Below are 21,129 nucleotides of genomic sequence, written 5' to 3' on the forward strand. Positions count from 1 at the left end.
CACCTGGCTTTTATTTGGTTCTCTTTATAACCCACCAGGGGGCCATTGAAGAATCCTTATGTCCTTTAAAAATAATTTCGTTCAAAATAAAAATGGTGGCCATGTAACGCATAAACTGCTGATAAATTGGCATTAAAAACACCCAGCCTATCATTTTGGCATCCTGTCGCGGCCTTTCTGAGACCAACAGTAAAAATAACACATACATCAATAGTCCGGTCACTAAATAATAACAGTAAACCAGGATGTTAACAGCGACAACCACCGTCAGGCTATATTGCAGAAATAATAGAATGCTGTAAAGCAGAACGATAAACGGCAGCACCAATTGGTAATACAGACCATACCAGCTAAAGAAGAACATTTTCATGCGATTCATTAGTGCCGGGCTGAATTTACGCCAATGCCGCCTCACATAAATATAATACAAATCCCCATCCCAGCGTAAACGTTGCTTCAGCAGGTTTTTTAATTTGACAGGCGCCGCCGTCCAGGCAATGGCGAAAGGCTCATGGACTATTTTTAAATGGGAATAACGACTGACGTAAACGTGCAGGCGCAGGGTTAAATCCAGATCTTCAGCGGTGCCATTTAACCAGCCGCCAATCTGTTTTAAAAACCCAGTGCGGAAAATGCCAAAAGCGCCGGAAATATTATTGGTTACATTTAATTCGGTTAAGCCGAAACGACCAAGCTGAATACCGATCATGTATTCAATGGCCTGAAGTCTTGTCAGTATGGAGTCTTTGTAATTTCTTACCCTGACTGCCCCGGAAACCGCAATGACATTGGGATCAATAAAATGAGCCGCGGCCTTGGCGACAGTCTGATTGTCAATGGAGGTATCCGCATCCAGCATAATCAATACTTCGCCCTTGGCCAGTTTAAGACCCAGGTTCATGGAACTGGCGTGGCCGCCGCGAGTCTGGCGTTCAATGACTGTGAAAAAGCGATTAGGCAGCTTCCCATACTGCAAGGCCAACTGTTTAGCATATTGCGCTGTTTTTATATTTTTTATGGCATTATCGACAATGATCATTGTTTCGATTTTACCAGGATAGATTTGCTCCCCTACCGCACGCATCGTGGTCAGGATTTCTTCATAGGTTTCGTTGTAAGCAGTAATGACGATGGTTACAATCGGATAATAGCCTCGCGCAAACTCGCCTTTAAAATGCAGGTTAATCCAACCCCGGATACTGTAAAGTATCGTCAGAACATAAAATGGCAACTCAAGCAAAAACACAAACGGAAAAAAGATAAACAGGAAGCTTTTGATGTTTCCCATGGAAAACAGACTGGTGAAATAGTAGGCCAGTCCATAAAGAAAATCATTCATTGCTGGTGATCCGGTTATATAATTCCGCCAGCAACAAATCCGATCCGATGTCGTTTTTTATCACATCCCAGGACGACATCATACCGACATTGATATTAATTTTATTTTCAGACTGAATTTCAGCAAACGCTTTGATGCGCTCATGGATGATATCGCAGCCCTGCTGTGGAGTCATGGGTAAGAAGAAAATGATGGTTTTATTGTCACGGGTCACCAAGTCACTGTCCCGTAATAAGGTCCTCACACGCTCGAAAAACTCCATCAGCAGTTTTTCTGTTTTAAACATCCCCAGCTTATTAATTAACTCTTCTTCGTTGGTTACTTTTAGGGCAAAGAGACTGTAAATTAATTGATCATAACGGCGGGCAAGGATGGTTTGCCATTTGACAACCATCATAAAAATACTTAGATCAATGAGCTTCAAAAACTGGCCCAGTTCTACAATCAAATGCTGATCAATCCCCTTGGCGAGAGACTCACCGCGACGAGCGAGCCGGTATTCATACAGGCGTTTCGCCTGCAAATCACCGGGGTCAGAGAGCTTCTCACACACCATGCAAACGGCATTGACCGCAGCTTCAAAGAAAGCATGTTGGCAATCCTGGCAAATCTTATCCTCCATCGGCTTGTCATAATCGATGCCGATGTGCCGGAGTTTCACATGGCAGCGGCTGCAGACCAATTCTTCGTGGTGAAGAAATTCAGACAACGGACCGACATTTCCACAGGAAAAACAATGAATGAATGATTGCACGGCAATATGGACAGACTGGCAATTGGGACAGCAATTTTTAAAGTTTAGCAAACCGGATCGGCAATGCGGGCAGGTCTGGATTTCATCAATTAAAGTCTCATGCTTTAGGAGTTTTCGTGACTCCATCCCCTGCAGCATGTACCAATAGTGCTGAGCATCTTCATGAAATCCAAGAATATCCAGCAAGGGGTATTGGAAGCCGGAAGGTGAGCGATAATCCAGAAAACCTCTCAGAATGTACTCTTCTCTCACGAACAGGTAACTGCATATTAATTGCTCGAAATCGCTGATTTTTTCTTTATGGACGGCTTTAACTAACTGGATTTTATCCTGAATGGCTTTGGCCCGGGCAAACAGATCGTCAGTGAAAGGACCATCCAGAAGCTGCTCGGCATGCTCAGGCGGCGTACCGGTATAGAAAACCGGCGACAATTGGTAATTCTCCTGCTGCCGGATGTCATGAACCAGGCTCAGGGGATAGCCTTCATTGAAATCAATAAGGACAAAAAAACAGCCCTGAGGAGGCAGCCGATTGATGTTTTCAATGGGAATAATCCCGTCGGGCAGTGTTTTCCCGGTCAATTGGCGAGTAATCAGATACCCGTTATTATCCTGCGCCATGTTGTTATCCTTTTTTAGCAGGAGTTGTTTAAAAATTGTTTTAAACCATCCTCAATTTGCGTTTTAGCTCTAAACCCCAGTTGCTTTTGTGCCAGTTCCGTTTTGCCCAGGGAGTGTACCAAATCGCCGCCGCGGGCAGGCAGGTAGTCAATGCCAGCCTGTGAATCAGTTAATTTAAGCATTAGCCTGGCTAAGGATTCAATAGTTATTGCCTCCCCGGTGCAGATATTAAATACCAACGCCTCGGAACAATCGATGCTGGCGGCTTTAATTAACGCATCCACCACGTCATCAATGTAAATAAAATCGCGTGTCTGCTGGCCATCACCATAAATAGGCAGGTTTTGGTGTGTCAAAATCGCCTGTTTAAAATGGCTCATGACACCGCTGTAGGGATTGGATGCTGATTGGCCGGGGCCGTACACATTGAAAAAACGCAGCCCTATGGAATGAATGCCAGCCATTCGTGACATCATCCCCGCATACATTTCATTGCAAAGTTTGTCGCAACCGTAATTGGAGACAGGATGAGCGGGCTCTTTTTCTTCAAGCGGCAGTGTCCTTGACTCACCATACACCGCCGCCGAGGAGGCATAGACCAGTTTAGGACGCTTATCCAGCAGCCTGATTTCATCGAGCAGATAATTAAACGCCAATGCATTCACGGCATGGCTGAAGAGCCAATCCCGCTCGCACAGGGCAATGGACGCCAGGGCAGCCAGATGAAAACAGGCATCGACCTCGTTGAGCAGATCATGCAACAGCGCTTTTGACAACACATCGCCCTCGATAATCAACGCATCACGCACGTCATAATACCCTGGCTTGTCGATGTTTTTATCAAGAATGATGACCTCGACCCCTGCCTTAAGCAGCCGGTGAGTCAGATGATTGCCGATAAAGCCCATTCCTCCTGTAACCAGCGCTTTTTTCATGATAATGAAATCCCTCCACTACCGTTTAAGGCTTTCCGATGAAGAATGAATGCAGGAATTGGGCCAGATTGTGTGAGTGAAGAGCGGAAACCGCGCTACTACAAAGAATTTAAGTAGCGCGGAAAGAGGATTAATGAATGATAGCAACTTTCTCGTCGTTGTGCCGTTGACAAAATTGCTTAACGAGCTGCAAGTCGCCGCCAATTGTGTCTTTTAATCGGCCTTGTTGCAACGCGGCGAGCTCGTTGTCATTCAGAACGTATTGGGCGTCATCACAACCCTGCAAAATTTTTATTGCTTTTTTTGCGGCACTAATTTTGACGGTTGCGCTGCGGGAATCGAATGCGAAAAATCGGGCCGCGGAGCTATTGTATTCGCTGTGGGACACTCGGCGTTCCCCTTCACGAAGCACCACGTAGTTGCATAATTTCGCTAAAGAAGTCTCTTGCAGTTCGCTCTGCAGTTTCTGACTGACTTTCTTTGGATTATCAGGGTAATCGACCTGCCATTTATTCAGAGGGCTAATATACGCTTCTCGAACGACCAGGCATTGGGGAGGATTCTTTATTTCTTTGGTGGCTTCGGCCACCTCAAGAAGATTATCCAGACTGTCGTCAAAATAGGTAATTTCCAAATCATCCGTTTCCAGCATCCCAAAGAGTGCCCGTCTTAAATGATCAAATTGCTCTACTTTGCCTTGCGGATAAAAGGAGGCAGGGTCTTCTTTTTTCATAGACTCTTTTTTTTCAACACCATCCCAAACCAAGGTGATTTCTTCGTCATATTGTTTCGATAAAGTAGCCGGTAACTTGAAGTCTTCTCCGTGTTTTACTGAGCCGGCTGCCTTTTTTAATTCGTTTTCAAAGCCTTTCAGCACATCATCAAAGTATTGCATGGGCTTGCCATCTTTATAGAATGGATCAATGGAGGTCGATACTCGGATGGTTTTACCCAGTGCCGCCCCAAGCTTCTCAACCACATCGGGCGTATTAACAAGATCGCCTTCGTTCACGCCAGATAACTGGTATTTACGTGGGATTTGCCCCCTTTGAAGATAGACGCTTCGTTGCGTAAATAAAATGATTTCATCATACTCACGGAGCTGTTCAACCAACGCTTGATTCAACTTGTTTTCATGAAGAATACAACCATCAACATCCACCAATGCTACTTTTTTAGTCATAACTCACTCGTCTGGTCATTTGCTGCCAGTATAACGGCCTTGAATTAAGGGATTATTAACACCATTGAAAACAGGAATTGAACAACTTATGAATTTCGGTCGCGCGTGAATCTAATTTACAGTGAATGTTCAGCGGAAAAAGAGGCATGCGCTTTTAGTAATTGCACAATTTTATAATTGGCTTCAGGGAATGAGTAATTGGAGAGTTGCTCAAAAGGCACCCAGCATAAGTCCATTTGATTTTCACGACAAGTCGCGAGCCCCGTGAACTGGTCCACCAAAAAAACAACCAGCGTCACTGTTCTATGGGGATATTGGTGATCAATTTCGCCAAGGAATGAGCACTTGTTGATTTGAATGCCCACTTCTTCATCAATTTCACGAGTCAAGGCTTGATCGGCTGCCTCGCCTTCTTCAAGCTTACCACCGGGGAATTCCCACATCCCCCCATGGCTGGCATGGGCGGGACGGCGGGTAATCAGAATACGCTGATCGTTGTCGACAATGACGGCAACAGCGACTTTCACACCAGACTTCCGTGGCAACTCTTGTATTTCTTACCCGAACCGCAGGGGCAAGGATCATTGCGTCCTATTTTTTGTCCTTCACGGCGATAAGGCGTATGGTCTTCCATGCCTTCCGCCGTCTCCTCGCCGTCCTCTTCGCTCTGACGCAGTAACTGCACGTTCTGGACCTGCTCGGAACGACGCTGCTCTTCAATGGCCTGGACGTCCTCTTCCGTTTGGACCTGCACCGAGGTCAACAAGCGGATGATTTCGTATTTGAGGGTATCGAGCATCATGGTAAACAGAGCAAAGGCTTCACGTTTATACTCCTGTTTAGGATCTTTCTGAGCGTAGCCGCGTAAATGAATGCCCTGACGCAAATGATCCATGGACGCTAAATGTTCGCGCCAATGATTATCCATGGTCTGGAGAATAACCGATTTCTCAAACTGCGCCAGCACTTCGCGGCCAGCCTGTTTCTCTTTCTCCTGGTAGCGTTCATAGCATAAGTTAAAGACACGTTCTTTAATCTGCTCCGGTTGCAGGGTATGATCTTTTTCAACCCAGTCGACCACATCGGCTCTGACCTGAAAATCTTCAAACAGGGTTTTGGACAGCCCATCCAGATTCCATTGATCCTCGAGACTTTGCGGGGGAATAAAATTATCCACCAGGGTATAAATGACTTCCTCGCGCATGGCATCAACCACTTCCTTCGGATCGGTCATGGCCATGATGGCCGCGCGCTGAGTATAAATCACCCGCCGTTGGTTGTTGGCCACGTTGTCATAATCCAACAGTTGTTTACGGACATCAAAATGATGGCCTTCGAGTTTACGCTGCGCATTTTCAATCGCTTTGGTGACTAGGTTATGCTCAATCGGCTCTCCCGGTTTCATGCCTAAACGACGCATCATGTTAATGACCCGTTCGGAAGCGAAAATACGCATTAAATTATCATCGAGTGATAAATAGAATCGGCTGCTGCCAGGGTCGCCCTGACGGCCGGCACGGCCGCGTAACTGGTTATCGATACGACGGGATTCATGGCGTTCAGAACCGATAATGCGCAACCCCCCTGCCTTAATCACGTCATCGTGACGTGTTTGCCAATCGTCTTTAATGGCCTGACGCTCTGCGTCAGAAGCCCCTTCCGGCAACATGGCCAGCTCCGCTGCCAGGCTGCCGCCAAGAACAATGTCGGTTCCTCGTCCTGCCATGTTGGTGGCAATGGTGACTGCACCCGGGCGCCCGGCTTCTGCAATAATCTGCGCTTCCTTCTCATGGAATTTGGCATTCAACACCTGATGTTTAATGCCCGCTTTCTTCATTAACTGGCTTAATAATTCGGATGCTTCAATGGAAGCCGTTCCGACAAGAACCGGCTGCTTGCGCGCCATGCAGTCCTTCACGTCGTCGATAATGGCCTGGTATTTGTCTTCAAGGCCGAGATAAATCAGATCGGCCTGATCCTGCCGACGCATGGGTTTGTTGGTCGGAATAACCACCACTTCAAGATTGTAAATCTGCTGGAACTCATAGGCTTCGGTATCCGCTGTACCGGTCATCCCCGCCAGCTTGTCGTACAATCTGAAATAGTTCTGGAAAGTAATGGATGCCAGCGTCTGGTTTTCATGCTGAATAGGCACCAGTTCTTTGGCTTCAATGGCCTGATGCAGGCCTTCTGACCAGCGTCGACCCGACATGGTACGTCCAGTATGTTCGTCAACAATCACTACCTGACCATCTTTGACGATATAATCTACATCGCGATGGAACATGGCATGCGCTTTCAACGCCGCATTGACATGGTGCATCAGGATGATATTGCTGGCGTGGTATAAACTTTCACCTTCATCCAGCAGGCCTTCTTTCATCAACAGCTCTTCGATATGCTGGTGCCCGGCTTCGGTAAGGTGAGCCTGTTTCTGCTTCTCATCCACCGTGTAATCGCCGCCATCCCCTTCTTCTTCCTGCTTTTTCAATTGGGGAATCAGTTTATTGACCTTCATGTACAACTCAGAGCTTCCTTCCGCCGCACCGGAAATGATGAGCGGTGTTCTCGCCTCATCAATCAGAATGGAATCCACCTCATCGACGATGGCAAAATTCAATTCCCTCTGAACCTTGTCGCTTAAGCTGAAAGCCATGTTGTCGCGCAGGTAGTCAAAACCAAATTCATTGTTGGTACCAAAGACTATGTCAGCACGGTAAGCCTGCTGTTTCGCAGCATGCGTCATCTCCGGCGCAATGACGCCCACGGTTAAGCCCAGAAATTCGTAAATGGGTCCCATCCACTGGCTGTCGCGCTTGGCCAGGTAATCATTCACAGTCACGACATGAACCCCGCGACCGCTGATGGCATTTAAATAAGCCGGTAATGTACCAACCAAGGTTTTACCTTCCCCGGTGCGCATTTCAGCAATATTCCCTTCATGCAGAACCATACCGCCAATCAGCTGCACATCGAAATGACGAAGCCCCATGGTACGGACAGACACTTCACGCACGACAGCAAAGGCCTCTGGCAACAATTGGTCAAGTGACTCACCCCGGGAAAAACGTTGTTTGAACTCCGCTGTTTTCGCGGCAAGCTGTTCATTGGACAAAGCCTTCATTGCAGGCTCAAGGGCATTGATGCTGAGGACGGTTTTTTCCATGCGCCGCAGAGTCCGCTCGTTACGACTCCCAAACATTTTCTTTATCAACGTATTCAGCATGACCTTGCAAATCCTCTTAATAATCGTGGCAATCAAAATCGCTTAATTTACTAGAAATTGAGAAAAATTACTATGAATATAGTGATTCATCCGCTTTACCCGCCGGACTTTTGGCTTATTGGTTATTCTCTCAGCATCTAGGACGCCATGGGTTTAAAAATAAAATACACAGCCCCCAGCAAACAGAGCGAGGCCCATAAAAAATTCAAATGCACCCGCTGCCCCATATAAAAAACAGCGAAAGGTAAAAACACCGACAGGGTAATCACTTCCTGCATGATTTTAAGCTGCGGTAAACTCAGGTGAGCCTGGTTAAAGCCAATGCGGTTGGCGGGGATCATCAATGTGTATTCAAAAAAGGCAATCAACCAGCTTAAAAGGATAATCAATACCAGCGGCTTGCTGCTCTGCTGTTTCAAATGCCCATACCAGGCCATGGTCATGAAAGTATTGGACCCCACCAGCAAGATTATTGTTGTCAGCAACGCATTCATTCAACCGACTCTCCCTGTTTTGTTTTTTCCATCGCCTGCAACAGAAAAACGGCGTCCTCCATCAAGCCAGGATTTTTTTTCTGCTGAGCGCAAACCAGCAACTCTTTAAAACGCCGCGCTCCCGCCAACCCATGCGCGAGATTAAGAACCGGCTTAAGCAGAATACTCAAAGGCACACCCTCTTCGTATTGCCGGACCACATAGCGATGATAATTCTCCATTACAGCACCGCGGCTTTGAATGATGACATCGGGATACAGGAAACGATGAAAGTCGGCTAAAGCATAAGGATTATTGCAGGCAAGACGCCCCAGCATCACGCCGTCCACCGCCTGCCAATGCACCCTGGCTTCCTCCACCGTATTGATGTTGCCATTAATAACCACTGGCAACTCGGGGAATGCCCTCTTGATACGATAAACATAATCATAATGCAGAGGAGGAATAGTGCGGTTTTGTTTAGGGCTTAAACCCTGCAGCCAGGCTTTGCGGGCGTGAACAACCAGCTTGTCACATCCTGCGTCGATTAAATGCCGGGCAAAGGCTGAAAAAAAGTCATAGCTGTCCTGCTCATCAATACCGATGCGGGTTTTTGCGGTAACTGGAATACGAACCGCCGCTTTCATGGCCTTGATGCTTTGAGCCACGTGCTCGGGTTCTGCCATCAGACAGGCACCAAAACGCCCCGCCTGCACCCGATCACTCGGGCAGCCTAAATTCAGGTTGACTTCACTGTAGCCTTTTTCCTCCGCTAAAATGGCGCATTGGACCAAGGCCTCTGTATCTGACCCGCCCAACTGCAGGGCCAAAGGCAACTCACAATCGTGAAAACCGAGGGCTTTTTTGGGATTGTTCAGCACAGCCCCTGTGGTCTGCATGTCAGTATAAAGAAGCGCCCGAGGTGCGATAAGCCGCATCAACACGCGAAAATGGGTATAGCTCCAATCAATCATCGGAGCGACCGCCAAAGGCGAAATTAAGGCATTAGTCAAAACTTGGGTATCACACGAAAAAGAATGCGGAAATTATACACTAAAAAAGTGCGGCTGGAGACGAAATGATGCAGTTTTCCGATTGGATTGAATAGGGTGCTCGGGGGAACAGGCAGGCAATGACTGCCCATCCAGTCGGTGCCTCCTCCATGGATGGATGCCCGCCTGCGCGGGCAAGACATCAGGAAGAGAAGCCATACCCCCAACCTGTCCTGCCTGCGCAGGCGGGCATCCATTCGAAATCGCGAATGGGGGTACTTGCGGCCAGGCAGGCAAGGGCCTGGGGGGACTTTCAATGACTGCCCGTCTGCGCGGCATCAAAAAGAGAAGCCATACCCCCAACCTGTCCTGCCCGCGCAGGCGGGCATCCATTCGAAATCGCCAATGGGGGTACTTGCGGCCAGGCAGGCAAGGGCCTGGGGGGACTTTCAATGACTGCCCGTCTTCGGGAGGAGCGCTAAGCTCGCATTCATTAACTCACTGGATTTAAGGCTTCAATCATCAGTTGCAAACGAGTGCGTCCCTGGTAGACATTGATATCCAGACGATAGGCGGCATGCACTTCCCGGACACGGTGGTTCGGCCATTGGCTGCGGTCGACATTAAAGGCGATGGCATCGACAGTGCCGCCGGTCTCAGGCAGTGCGAAAGTAAGTTTAAGGTGATTTTGTCCGACGACGCGCTGATCCAGAATTTCAAACACATTATCAAAACAGGGCTCTGGAAACTGTTGGCCCCAGGGGCCCGCCTGTTGCAGCAGATGGGCAGTTTCAAGATTGAATTCAGTGTCTTTCAGGGGGCCGTCCGTCAATAACTGCCCTTCGCACTGGCTGATGTCCAAATGCCGTTCCACTTCAGCAAGAAAAGCCGCCTGAAACGCGCTGAAAGAGTGCACCGGTAAACTTAAGCCCGCGGCCATGGCATGACCACCGAATTTGCTAATTAAGCCAGGGTGGTCTTTATCAATAGCAGCCAGCACGTCCCGGATATTCAAGTCCGTCACTGAACGGGCCGACCCTTTCAGTTCGGTTTCACTGACCATGGCAAAAGCAATCACCGGGCGATGGTAACGCTCTTTCAAGCGCCCAGCCAGAATACCGATGACCCCCTGATGCCATAATTTATCCATCAGGCACAGCGCCACAGGCAGGCGTTGGCCGTCAATCTTTTTAATGAGATCATCCACAGAAGCCAATGCCTGCTCTTTCATCTCCGCTTCAATCAGGCGGCGCTCCTGATTGAGTTCATCAAGGCGCTCGGCAAGCACTCTGGCCTGCTTTTCATCCTCACACAACAGGCAGGCAATACCCAGCGACATGTCATCCAGCCGGCCGGCTGCGTTAAGCCTTGGCGCCACCGCAAACCCCAGATCACTTTCACGCAGGCGGGAACACTCGCGCCCGGCGACAGTGATCATGGCTTTAATACCCGGGCGGCATAAGCCCTGGCGAATACGTGTCAATCCCTGATTAACCATAATGCGGTTATTCTGATCCAGGGCAACAACATCGGCGACAGTGCCTAAAGCCACAAGATCAAGAAATTGTGCCATGTTGGGCTCAGGCAACTGCTGAGCGGCAAACCAGCCGCTATTGACCAGATGACGCCTTAAAGCCAGCATGACATAAAAAATAACCCCTACACCCGCAATGGATTTGCTCTCAAACAGATCCCCCGCCTGATTAGGGTTCACAATGGCGCAGGCATTGGGTAACTGCTCGCCCGGCAAATGATGATCGGTAATCAACACATCAATGTTGGCATGATTGGCGGCATCTACCCCTTCGATACTGGCAATGCCGTTATCCACCGTGATGATCAAATCGGGCTGCCATTTTTTCGCGACTTCGACAATCGCAGACGTCAGGCCATAGCCAAATTCAAAACGATTAGGCACCAGAAAATCAACATACTGAGCGCCAAATGCTTTCAGTGCCGAGACCGCCAGTGCTGTCGACGTGGCGCCGTCGGCATCAAAATCACCAATGATTAAAATGCATTGCTGTTCGCGGAGCGCCTGCTCAAGGCGCAGGCAGGCTTTATCAATGTCTTTCAGGGCGCTGAACGGCAGCAGGGTTTGCAGGCGCCGATCCAGTTGCGCTTCATCAGTGACCCCGCGGGTCGCATAAATACGCTGCAGAATAGGTGGTAACGAATGGAGTTGAGGCATTGCCTCGGGTATTTCACGTTGTTTAATGCGCATCAATCATTTCTTCCATAATCTTAACCACCAGGGGAGGCGTCTGCATTGATAGGCCACATTATTCCAATACCATTGAGTGCGTTTTTTCCTGGCCGTTGCCTTCTGTAATTGCGCCGTGGCAGCGGCTTGATCAGTCCCTATCACAACAACGCTGTCTGTGGGGAGTGTCTGTTCATGAAGAGGCTGACATCCCGGGAAAGCGGTGAGTAAAATGTCATCGTTGCTAAGCAGCAGTTTAGAGTGATTTTCATGCAGTGCCCCGCCACCCCAGAACCACAGGCCATTGATCGGCACGGCTCTGTTTTTGGCAGAGTTCAGCGGGTGGGTACTCATGAACATTTGTAATTCAGTCAACAGCTTTTGCCAGAACATTGATCCGTCCATGGTTTGCAACACCGGCATCATGGATTGATGAAGCATGGTATGTAGTGCAGGAAATTCGGCAGCGGCTTTCTCCCCGGGATTGACCAACCAGAGATCCGGACTGTGATAAACAAGCTCGAATCCGTCTTCTTTTAACAACTGGGATACTTCGGCAAACCAGATTTTTGCCAACGAATCATCGAGCGACAGCTCATCCCCGGCCGCGACAATCATCGCATCATTGTGCGTGGCCTGCCAATGAATGGGGGAAGCAATCAACCAATCCCCTGCCAGTGAGTGATAGCGCCGCAAGAGATCAGCCAGGGGCGGGCTTGCGGCTTCATAACCTAATGCCACCAGCGCATTCGTCAAATAATGTCCCTGGGTCGCTAAGGGCAGACTGCGGGCAGGCACTTCATCACAGGTGCTATTAATGATCACATCCATGCTTAAACTGCCTGCTGGTAACCGTCCCGTCGGAACAGGGCTTTGATGTTGCGCAAAGCCTGGCGTGTGCGCTGGTTGTTTTCAATAAGGCCGAAGCGGACAAAATTATCGCCCTGCGCACCGAAACCAATGCCCGGGGAGACGGCCACATGCGCTTCCTGCAGCAGGTATTTGGCGAATTCAAGCGACCCCATGTGACGATAAAACTCAGGGATCTCGGCCCAGACAAACATGGTTGCTTTCGGACGGCTAACAGGCCAGCCCAAATCGTCAAGGCCGTCACATAACACATTACGGCGTTGCTCATACAGACTGCGTATCTCTTCCACGCAATCATCCGATCCCTCCAGTGCCGTAATGGCAGCCACCTGGATGGGGGTGAAGGTTCCGTAATCCAGGTACGATTTAATGCGGGTCAATGCCGCTACCAGTTCCTCATTACCACAGGCAAATCCAACCCGCCACCCAGGCATGTTGTAGGATTTCGACATGGAATACGTTTCAATGGCGATATCAATCGCGCCGGGAACCTGCAGAATAGAAGGCGCTTTATAGCCGTCAAACACAATATCGGCATACGCCAGATCATGAATGATCCAGATGTTGTGGCGCTTGCCCAAAGCCACGACTTCTTCAAAAAATCCATACTCCACGCAATGGGTGCTGGGATTGGCTGGAAAATTAATTACCAGGGCCTTGGGGCGAGGCCAGGTTTGTTCAATGGCGGTCTGTACTGCGGCCAGAAACTGCTGTTCATCAATCAGGGGAATCTGTTTCACATTCGCGCCGGCAATAATAAACCCATACGTATGAATGGGGTAAGCAGGATCAGGCACCAGCACGGTATCCCCGGGGCCGCTGATGGCCAACGCAAGGTGTGCAAGTCCCTCTTTGGAACCAATTGTCGTTAAAACCTGCTTTTCGCTGTCCAACGTCACACCGTAATGACGCTCATACCAGCCGGCCATGGCCCGACGAAGCCTCGGAATGCCCTTGGACATGGAATAACGGTGGGTATCGGGGCGTTGTGCTGTTTCGACGAGTTTGTCGACGATGTGCTGCGGTGTAGGCTGATCCGGGTTGCCCATGCCAAAATCAATGACATCTTCTCCGCGCGCCCGCGCCTCCGACTTTAACTGGGTCATCGTGTTAAAGACATACGGTGGTAAGCGTTTTATACGCGGAAACTGGCTCATGTTGGCAACCCCCTGTGTTATACTGGTCAACAGTATAAATTATTGATTCGTCAAACACCATGCAAATTAATTTAGAATCCGGCGATCCCTTCGCAGTGGAAGCCTACAGCGACACAGCAATCCAAATCAACTCAACCCTTTACACGCAAAGTCTGGTTGTTTCGACTCATGAACTCATCAGCGACTGGCCTGTCCGAAGCATCGAGGAACTCAGCGATGACACCTTGCCTTCTCTGCTTAAACACCAGCCGGAAATCATTCTCATCGGTCATGGCAACACCGGTCAGTTTGCGCCACCCGCCATTTACCAGCAATTGGCCGCTGTACGAATGGCTCTGGAATGCATGTCCATCGGCGCTGCCTGCCGTACCTTTAATGTGCTTTTAAGTGAAGGTCGGCGCGTGGTACTGGGTATTATTTTGTGATCAACGGGCAACTTGCTGTCATTTTATCAGTCAATCAATCAACACGGCGTTGACCGGCTTCCCTCACCAATGGCAGTATGGAATAACCCCCTCCTCACAGGATGTGATTATGTCATTTGCAAAAGGCTCTCGTCAGGCGCTTATTGATAGGCTTACTCTCAGTAAAATCCATTGCCGTACAGGCACATGGACCAACTACATGGAAACCGTGACGCATCGTGGGGCTCTTGTGGTTCAGGTTGATACGGAGGAGCAGGTAAAGGAAATCATGCTCGCTGTAAAGGAACAGAACGCACTGCATACTCATCACCGGATCACCGTTCGGGCCGCCGCCGGATGGAATGACAAAACCAGCAGCAACTGGTGCTGCTTTCCCTGGAAACAGGCGCAGGAGGAACGCTACAACGGCTCTTTCTCGTTCTCCCCAATCGCCCGCGGCGATGATGTGGTTATTCTGTTCAGTGAAAAATACCAATCCGTTCACGTCGAGGGCCAGGCACCGCCCCTGCCTCCCAGCAAGACAAACCCCATAAAAAACCTGCCGGCATCCGTAGTCAAAGTCAGCGCCGGTGTTCAGATTGCCAAATTAGCCGATGAATTGCGGAAGAAAAAATTATCATTGTCCACAGCCAGCATGATTGCCTGGGTAACTGCCGTGGGACTCGCAGGGACAGGAGGTCATGGAACAGGGCAGGATGAAACCGCATTCAGCGGCCTTATTCTCAGCGCAACCCTTTGCGACATGGATGGCAATATCCGCGAAATTGATTCGAGCCATGAGGATTTTCCACTGTTGTTCGGTGCGCATGCCGGTATGCTGGGTGTGGTGTTAAACATTCGGTTGCGTGCGGTAAAAGCCTTTAATCTTGAAGAAACAGTGCATAATTTCAAAGACGTTGAGGATCTAAACACCCACCTCCCTGATTATTTAAACAACAATCACTATTTTACGCTCATGCGAATTCCAACGTACAGTAAAATTCCAGTGGATAAATGGCATGTCCGCCTGTGGAACTACACCACCCAATCGCGAACCACGAACGACAATGCCCCTTACGCGGCAGATGCCAGTTCCTTTGCCCAGGAGCTGAGCGTACGGGTTGGCGATTCGATTCAGGACAGGCTGACGGAACCGGATTTACAGCATTTGCTGCCTGCCTTTATGCAACTCACCGCCGCGATTGTAACCAGTACGCGCGGCACCAAAACCGTGGTGGATTATGAAAATCACATCACCCATTACCAGGTCGGATTTCCCAAAGCCATGCGCGATGTCAGCTACCTCATTCCTGTCGATAAGGAGAAGGCAGCGGCGTTATTGGCTGAGATTTGTAAAAAACTGGATGACATGCTGCAGGAAGCCGGCGAGCGCGGAGAATACCCGCTGACCTATGCTTATTATGTCCGTTATTTTAAAGGCACCAATGGCGGTTTATCCACTTCCGCAACGGAAAACGACAATCAGCGCGTGTTTGCCATCGACATGGTCACTCATCCTCAAGCGCCAGGGATCGCCCGTTTTGAAACAGAATTCCTTGCTTTCCTTAGGGAAAAAGGCATTCATCCACGCCACCACCTGGGTAAAAATTTTCCGCACGGTGTAGTCAATTATGCCGATTTTCTGGACAAGGAGGCCTTAACTGCCTATCGCCAGGCTCTCGTTCGTTGGTACGGCAGCGAAGAAAAGCTGAAACAAAGCCCCTTCCTTACCCCTTACATGCATGACATGCTCTTTTCTGAACCTCAATATCAACCCGATCTTGAGCCGGTGCTTAAGCAATCAAAATCGCCTGTCTCACTCTACTCCAAGTCAGAGGACAAAGCGTTCTTAAACCGATTGGTGAAGGAAATCAGCCAATTCCCGCTGCCTCACGAACTGGATACGATCCGTGATGAATTCCTCCGCCAGTGTAAAGAACAGATTGAAACGCCGGACGTGGCTCTTGTGCTTTAATGGATAGTCCACTGGTCAGGGTCTGCCGGCCCTGACCTGAGCAACACGTAAAAGACCAGGGTTAAACCTGCCTCCTTGCCTCCAGCACATTGGGAATCTGCTCAAGACGAGTCAGCAGGCGAGACAGGCTGTTTAAACCATCGATTTCCACAGTCAGAGTAATGTAGGCACTGTTATCCTGTTTGTTGCTGTGTGTCTGCAAAGCGTACACATGGGCTTTTTCATTGGACAATAAAGACGTCACATCCCGTAACAAGCCCGGCCGATCGAAGGCTTTAATAAGAATATCCACCACGTAATGATCGCGAGTGGCACTTCCCCAGCTGACCTGTAAAAAACGCTGTTTCTGCTTTTCAGTCGCATGCAGGATGTTAGGGCAATCCTGACGGTGAACCGACACGCCGCGACCAATGGTAATGTAACCGACAACCGTATCACCAGGTACAGGCTGACAGCAGCGGGCCATGTGAGTCATCAAATTACCCACGCCCTCGATGCGTAAATCACTGCCGGTGACCTCCGGCACGCTCTGCGGCTTGACAATGTTTTGAATGCTGGGCTCAACCACCTCTGCCGGTGACAGGCGATTTAATATCTGGCTGAGTTTGATGTCGCCTCGTCCAAGGGCGGCCAGCAAATCATCCAGACGTTTGTAGTTAAACGTTTTGACGACATCCTGTAATTTTTCCGCTTTAATACCCAGGGTTTTCAATTCCTTGTCAAGAATATCATGGCCTTCCGCACGGTTTTTATCGTAATCCTGCATCTTAAACCAGTGCAGTACTTTCGCTTTGGCGCGAGAGGTTTTTAAGTAATTCAAGTGCGGATTAATCCAGTCACGGGAGGGGCGCTCGTCTTTACCGGTTAAAATTTCCACCCGATCCCCGGTTTTTAAGGCATACGTCAAAGGCACGATTGAGCCATTGACTTTAGCGCCGCGGCAACGATGACCTACTTTGCTATGCACATGATAAGCAAAATCCAAGGGCGTCACTCCGGCCGGCAAATCAAGCACATCCCCGTCGGGTGTGAACACGTAAACCCTGTCTTCAAGGAATTCCGTCTCAATTGCCTCGGAAACACCGCTTGTCGTGGCCATTTCCCGATGCCAGGCCAATACATCCCGCAGCCATTCGATTTTTCGTTCGTGACTCTGTTTATGATGAATGCCGCTCTCTTTGTATTTCCAATGCGCCGCCACACCCATCTCAGCCAAATCGTGCATCTGGAACGTTCGAATCTGCACTTCAAACACCCGATCTTCAGGCCCTACGACCGCCGTGTGCAGGGATTGATACCCATTGGCTTTGGGGTTGGCGATGTAATCGTCGAACTCGGCCGGCACCTGTTTCCACACATCATGAACCATGCTCAACACTTCATAACACTGCTCTTTGGTTTCCAGCAAAACCCTGACCGCCGTGGCATCGTAAATCTCATCCAGGGAGACGTTCTTGCGCGTCATCTTTTTATAGATGCTGTGGATGTGTTTGGAACGGCCATACACGGCAAAATGATGCACGCCCAACGCCTGAATGTATTTATTGAGTTCATCGACAATCAGGTTGACGTAATGATCCCGCTCAAGCCGCTTGGCTTTTAATCCTTTGGCAATGGCCTTGTAATCGTCGGGATGCAGCAGGCGGAAGGCTAAATCTTCCATCTCCCATTTGATGGCCCCGATCCCAAGGCGGTTGGCCAGGGGGGCATAAATTTCCATGGCCTCGGTCGCAATTTGCTTGCGCAGCGTCTCCGGAAGCTGGCTTGAGGCACGCAGCACGCTCAATCGCTCCGCCAGTTTGATCAGTACGACACGGACATCATCCACCATGGCCAGCAGCATTTTTCGGATGTTGTCGATCTGGTGCTTGTTTTGCGGGTTATTCAAGGCCTGCAGGTTATGCATGGCGCTCATGCGCTCTACCCCTCTGACCAGCTTGGCAATGGCGGGATTGAGCTGTTCTTCCACATCATCCAGCGACAGTTCAGCATAGTGAACACTGACGAAAATAATGGCTGCGGTCAATGTTTCCTGATCCACTTCCAAATCCGCCAGAATATCGGCCATGGTTAAACCCTGCTGCAGGCAGGAAACACCGGTTTCAGTCGCATGATCAAGACCACTTAACTGACTTAAAGTGCAGGCATTACGGATCATCGCCAGATCTTGAAAATACCCTTTGCTGCCGAGTTGATGGAGCCATTGCTCCACATCAATGCCGCCGTCTGACAACCAGGGCGTACTTTCTTTCACTTTAACCATCACTGTTTATCCTTTTCAAATAAGGCAATGGACTCCACGTGAGCCGTGTGCGGAAACATATCCATTACCCCAACTGCTCTCAAACGATACCCATGATGATTGACCAGAATATCGGTGTCGCGTGCCAATGTCGCTGGATTGCAGGATACATAAACAAGCCTTATAGGATTAAGTTTATCGATTTGGCGGACAATTTCCAGTGCTCCGGAGCGCGGCGGATCAATCAGCATTTTATTAATGGGTTGTCTGATTATCGCTGCCAACGCATCAAGCCGGTCCAAATCAGCACAGTAAAAACGCGCATTGCTTAGGCCATTGTAGTCTGCGTTCATCGCCGCACGTCTCACCATGGTCTCGCTGCCTTCAACCCCAATGACCTCTTTACTGCGACGAGCCAGGGGCAGGGAAAAGTTGCCGAGACCACAAAACAGATCAAGGACGACATCGTCAGCATTTAAATCCATCAATTCAATCGCTTTGCTGACCATCAAACGGTTTAAACCGGCATTAACCTGCGTAAAATCAGTCGGATGAAAACGAAAACGGACCTGTTCATCCGGCAATTGGTAATGCAGGTACTCCCCGCTGTCCGTGGGTGAATAAAACAAGGTGACACTGTCGGGTCCTTCGGGTTGCAGATACAGTTTAAAACCGGATCCTTCACCAAAACGGCGTAGCTTCTCCTTGTCCGTTTCACTGAGCGGCGCCATGTTTCTGAAAATCAGTGCCACCTCGTCATCCCCGGCAGCCACTTCAATCTGAGCAATGCTCTGAGGCGAATCAAATGAATCAATCAGAGCACGCAAAGGCAGAATTTGCTCATCCACACGGGCATTTAAAACCGGACAATGCTCAATCTCAGCAATATAGCGCGGGTTGCTTTTTTCACGGAAACCCACCAGAGTGCCCTGCTTTTTTTCAACATAACGCACGCTTAAACGCGCCTTGTTGCGGTAATGCCAGCTGCCGGCGCTTAAAGGAGGCAGTATCGATTCCGGTTCAACTTTACCGATGCGGCGAAGCAAATCCAGCAGCAGTGTCTGTTTCTCATGGATCTGCGCTTTTTCATCAAGGTGCTGCAAAGAACAGCCGCCACAGGCACTGTAATGCTGGCATCGGGGTGACACCCGGTTGGCGGCGGGCGACAGAATCTCAAGCGCGCGCCCTTCATCAAAATCATTTTTGGTACGTGTGTACTGAAATAACACGGTTTCTCCCGGCAGGGCATCCTCAATAAACGTCGTCTTGCCATTCAGGCGGGCAATGCCGCGGCCATCGTGGCTGAAATTGACAATTTCCGCGGTTTGAACGGTTCTCGGGGGTCGTTGCTTTCGTCTGGTCATCCAACTACTCTACTCTAATTTAACGTCAAATTCGTCAAGGACTTATGTTACCATACTGGCTTGAATACGCTTTATTCTATGCGCTTAAATAGGTCAAACATTCAAGGAAAAATACAATGATAAAGGATATCATAGCCAAATTGCTGCTGTCATGGTTCATCATTGGCGTGACCAATGCCGGTCCTCTCAATCATCCTTCAATCGAAGAACAACTGAAGCAGCATAATGCCGGATTTGCCAATCTGGAACACCGTGATTATGGCAACCAGGTTCTTCTTCGCTGGGCCCCCCTTTCGCCGCCGCAAAATAACCGCTTGACGCTTCCCAATGGATTGCAGTTAAGCTATGGGGAACTGGTCATGTACGCGGGCGATTTGTTCGGCGACCCCTACAAACCCATTTCAAACTGCAAAACCCAGCAACAGGAAGCCTGCTTTCTTCGTCAGTTTAATGCTCTCGGCGGGATGAGCAGTGACAACACCTGCAAAACCCCGTTGACTCTGGTCAGCGAGTACAGCCAGTTCTTTGAAAAATTGGAAACGGCGCTTAAAGCAGCCGAAGCCCAAGGACAAAAGCCCTGGGAATTTTATAAACAGCACTTCAGCGATCTGTCTCAATCGTTAAACCGCATTGGCTGCGGTGGGACCGCCATCAATGGTTATCTGCCCCTGGGCCTTTATCTGAAGCTGGCCCAGGTTAATTTTGATCATTTTGTTCCTGATTCCCTGACTGCTTATCGCGCAGGTCATGCCGTCGCGCTTCGCTCAGCCTTAAAGGCGCATCATTACCTGAACGAGGGCAACCTGGCAGAAGCGGACAAGGCTCTGCACCTCGCGTATGCGCAAAATGCCTTTGCCAATCACTTCCTGACGGATTCCATGTCCTCAGGCCACATGAGAACGCCAAGACGAGCTATCCATAACGACATTGCCCTTCCAGCCATTCTGAATCTGCTGATTGCCAACCTCATGCACGATGAAGATTCAAGGTACGGACTCGAAGTCAGCAATGCGCTGGGTTTAAGCTGGAGAGCCTATGGCGATGATTATTTAAGCCACCCCGATGCCGCAAGGCACGTCGAAATCCTGACGCACATCATGCAGCTTTCTGCCGATGCCATTTACCACACGTTCCGTGACGGCACGCTGCCTGTCTCCTACGAGGAATTACGCTGGTTGCCTGACTTCGACAAAATTGAACAATTATCGAATCATTCTCCTTTATTTAAAGTGGACAATGGCGTGTTACTGAAACGCGTCAGCAACCATGATCCCGACGATCACCATTGGACCGCCCTCTGGAGCGGATTAGTTACGCTGATCGATTTTCAGGTGCATAAGGATTGATTGGCGAAACAGGCCTCCGTGCGAGGCGAGACCCGACTTCCATGC

At 49.5% G+C, this 21,129-nt stretch carries 17 protein-coding genes; 4 read left to right on the forward strand and 13 right to left on the reverse strand.

Translation table 11 applies throughout. From position 1 onward, the window contains the following. Window positions 1-10: 10 nt before the first annotated feature. The 8 genes from Lrub_RS02645 to dusA form a co-directional block, all read right to left on the reverse strand. Window positions 11-1,339 carry a glycosyltransferase family 2 protein gene (locus Lrub_RS02645; RefSeq protein ID WP_058530659.1) on the reverse strand — a complete coding sequence of 443 codons (1,329 nt, stop codon included), beginning with the start codon at window positions 1,337-1,339 and terminating at the stop codon, window positions 11-13. Next, window positions 1,332-2,714 carry a TackOD1 domain-containing metal-binding protein gene (locus Lrub_RS02650; RefSeq protein WP_058530660.1) on the reverse strand — a complete coding sequence of 461 codons (1,383 nt, stop codon included), beginning with the start codon at window positions 2,712-2,714 and terminating at the stop codon, window positions 1,332-1,334. Before Lrub_RS02650 ends, Lrub_RS02645 begins: the two co-directional genes overlap by 8 nt. 14 nt (window positions 2,715-2,728) lie before the next feature. Next, window positions 2,729-3,649 (reverse strand): NAD-dependent epimerase/dehydratase family protein, encoded by a 921-nt coding sequence (locus tag Lrub_RS02655; RefSeq protein WP_058530661.1) that lies wholly within the window; start codon window positions 3,647-3,649, stop codon window positions 2,729-2,731. Window positions 3,650-3,779: 130 nt separating this feature from the next. Beyond that, window positions 3,780-4,832, reverse strand: a complete 1,053-nt coding sequence (locus Lrub_RS02660) for a hypothetical protein (protein ID WP_058530662.1) — start codon at window positions 4,830-4,832, stop codon at window positions 3,780-3,782. 116 nt (window positions 4,833-4,948) lie between these two features. Then, the gene (gene mutT / locus Lrub_RS02665; protein WP_058530663.1) at window positions 4,949-5,359 is read right to left on the reverse strand and encodes an 8-oxo-dGTP diphosphatase MutT; all 411 of its coding nucleotides are present in this window, start codon (window positions 5,357-5,359) and stop codon (window positions 4,949-4,951) included. Then, complete coding sequence (gene secA, locus Lrub_RS02670) at window positions 5,356-8,058, reverse strand: preprotein translocase subunit SecA (protein ID WP_058530664.1); 2,703 nt, start codon at window positions 8,056-8,058, stop codon at window positions 5,356-5,358. Before secA ends, mutT begins: the two co-directional genes overlap by 4 nt. A gap of 137 nt (window positions 8,059-8,195) precedes the next feature. After that, window positions 8,196-8,552, reverse strand: a complete 357-nt coding sequence (locus Lrub_RS02675; protein ID WP_058530665.1) for a DMT family protein — start codon at window positions 8,550-8,552, stop codon at window positions 8,196-8,198. Then, window positions 8,549-9,544, reverse strand: a complete 996-nt coding sequence (dusA, locus tag Lrub_RS02680) for a tRNA dihydrouridine(20/20a) synthase DusA (RefSeq protein WP_082651420.1) — start codon at window positions 9,542-9,544, stop codon at window positions 8,549-8,551. The genes Lrub_RS02675 and dusA overlap by 4 nt, the downstream gene beginning before the upstream one ends. A 119-nt stretch (window positions 9,545-9,663) precedes the next feature. Here dusA and Lrub_RS02685 point away from each other — a divergent pair, with 119 nt between their 5' ends. Next, a complete protein-coding gene (locus Lrub_RS02685) occupies window positions 9,664-9,843 on the forward strand; it encodes a hypothetical protein (RefSeq protein ID WP_058530666.1) in 180 nt (59 codons plus the stop codon). 173 nt (window positions 9,844-10,016) lie between these two features. Here the strand turns inward: Lrub_RS02685 and recJ are convergent, their stop codons facing one another. From recJ to alaC, 3 genes are read right to left on the reverse strand one after another with little or no spacing between them, the layout of a single operon-like run. Beyond that, entirely contained in the window at window positions 10,017-11,747 is a 1,731-nt protein-coding gene (recJ, locus tag Lrub_RS02690; RefSeq protein ID WP_058530667.1) for a single-stranded-DNA-specific exonuclease RecJ, read from the reverse strand. Between the two features lie 3 nt (window positions 11,748-11,750). Beyond that, complete coding sequence (locus Lrub_RS02695) at window positions 11,751-12,557, reverse strand: hypothetical protein (RefSeq protein ID WP_058530668.1); 807 nt, start codon at window positions 12,555-12,557, stop codon at window positions 11,751-11,753. Window positions 12,558-12,559: 2 nt separating this feature from the next. Further along, window positions 12,560-13,753: an alanine transaminase gene (gene alaC, locus Lrub_RS02700; RefSeq protein ID WP_058530669.1), complete on the reverse strand. Its 1,194-nt coding sequence runs from the start codon at window positions 13,751-13,753 to the stop codon at window positions 12,560-12,562. A 59-nt stretch (window positions 13,754-13,812) separates the two neighbouring features. Between alaC and Lrub_RS02705 the strand changes: the two genes are divergently transcribed. Both Lrub_RS02705 and Lrub_RS02710 read left to right on the forward strand, forming a co-directional pair. After that, window positions 13,813-14,178 carry an Mth938-like domain-containing protein gene (locus tag Lrub_RS02705; protein WP_058530670.1) on the forward strand — a complete coding sequence of 122 codons (366 nt, stop codon included), beginning with the start codon at window positions 13,813-13,815 and terminating at the stop codon, window positions 14,176-14,178. Between the two features lie 109 nt (window positions 14,179-14,287). Beyond that, entirely contained in the window at window positions 14,288-16,132 is a 1,845-nt protein-coding gene (locus Lrub_RS02710; protein ID WP_058530671.1) for an FAD-binding protein, read from the forward strand. Between the two features lie 61 nt (window positions 16,133-16,193). Here the strand turns inward: Lrub_RS02710 and relA are convergent, their stop codons facing one another. Continuing rightward, the gene (gene relA / locus Lrub_RS02715) at window positions 16,194-18,395 is read right to left on the reverse strand and encodes a GTP diphosphokinase (protein ID WP_058530672.1); all 2,202 of its coding nucleotides are present in this window, start codon (window positions 18,393-18,395) and stop codon (window positions 16,194-16,196) included. Continuing rightward, the gene (gene rlmD / locus Lrub_RS02720; protein WP_058530673.1) at window positions 18,395-19,738 is read right to left on the reverse strand and encodes a 23S rRNA (uracil(1939)-C(5))-methyltransferase RlmD; all 1,344 of its coding nucleotides are present in this window, start codon (window positions 19,736-19,738) and stop codon (window positions 18,395-18,397) included. Before rlmD ends, relA begins: the two co-directional genes overlap by 1 nt. Window positions 19,739-19,854: 116 nt before the next feature. Between rlmD and Lrub_RS02725 the strand changes: the two genes are divergently transcribed. Then, on the forward strand, window positions 19,855-21,084 hold the full coding sequence (locus Lrub_RS02725) for a hypothetical protein (protein ID WP_058530674.1): 1,230 nt from the start codon (window positions 19,855-19,857) through the stop codon (window positions 21,082-21,084). Window positions 21,085-21,129: the final 45 nt, after the last annotated feature.

Origin of the sequence: Legionella rubrilucens (genome assembly GCF_001468125.1) — a bacterium.
Taxonomy (GTDB): Bacteria; Pseudomonadota; Gammaproteobacteria; order Legionellales; family Legionellaceae; genus Legionella_C; species Legionella_C rubrilucens.

Excerpts from the sequence above, each read along its gene's own strand:
- Lrub_RS02645 (WP_058530659.1), bottom strand. The coding sequence starts at position 1,339 with ATGAATGATTTTCTTTATGGACTGGCCTACTATTTCACCAGTCTGTTT.
- Lrub_RS02650 (WP_058530660.1), bottom strand. The coding sequence starts at position 2,714 with ATGGCGCAGGATAATAACGGGTATCTGATTACTCGCCAATTGACCGGG.
- Lrub_RS02655 (WP_058530661.1), bottom strand. The coding sequence starts at position 3,649 with ATGAAAAAAGCGCTGGTTACAGGAGGAATGGGCTTTATCGGCAATCAT.
- Lrub_RS02660 (WP_058530662.1), bottom strand. The coding sequence starts at position 4,832 with ATGACTAAAAAAGTAGCATTGGTGGATGTTGATGGTTGTATTCTTCAT.
- secA (WP_058530664.1), bottom strand. The coding sequence starts at position 8,058 with ATGCTGAATACGTTGATAAAGAAAATGTTTGGGAGTCGTAACGAGCGG.
- Lrub_RS02675 (WP_058530665.1), bottom strand. The coding sequence starts at position 8,552 with ATGAATGCGTTGCTGACAACAATAATCTTGCTGGTGGGGTCCAATACT.
- Lrub_RS02685 (WP_058530666.1), top strand. The coding sequence starts at position 9,664 with ATGACTGCCCATCCAGTCGGTGCCTCCTCCATGGATGGATGCCCGCCT.
- recJ (WP_058530667.1), bottom strand. The coding sequence starts at position 11,747 with ATGCGCATTAAACAACGTGAAATACCCGAGGCAATGCCTCAACTCCAT.
- Lrub_RS02695 (WP_058530668.1), bottom strand. The coding sequence starts at position 12,557 with ATGGATGTGATCATTAATAGCACCTGTGATGAAGTGCCTGCCCGCAGT.
- alaC (WP_058530669.1), bottom strand. The coding sequence starts at position 13,753 with ATGAGCCAGTTTCCGCGTATAAAACGCTTACCACCGTATGTCTTTAAC.
- Lrub_RS02705 (WP_058530670.1), top strand. The coding sequence starts at position 13,813 with ATGCAAATTAATTTAGAATCCGGCGATCCCTTCGCAGTGGAAGCCTAC.
- Lrub_RS02710 (WP_058530671.1), top strand. The coding sequence starts at position 14,288 with ATGTCATTTGCAAAAGGCTCTCGTCAGGCGCTTATTGATAGGCTTACT.
- relA (WP_058530672.1), bottom strand. The coding sequence starts at position 18,395 with ATGGTTAAAGTGAAAGAAAGTACGCCCTGGTTGTCAGACGGCGGCATT.
- rlmD (WP_058530673.1), bottom strand. The coding sequence starts at position 19,738 with ATGACCAGACGAAAGCAACGACCCCCGAGAACCGTTCAAACCGCGGAA.
- Lrub_RS02725 (WP_058530674.1), top strand. The coding sequence starts at position 19,855 with ATGATAAAGGATATCATAGCCAAATTGCTGCTGTCATGGTTCATCATT.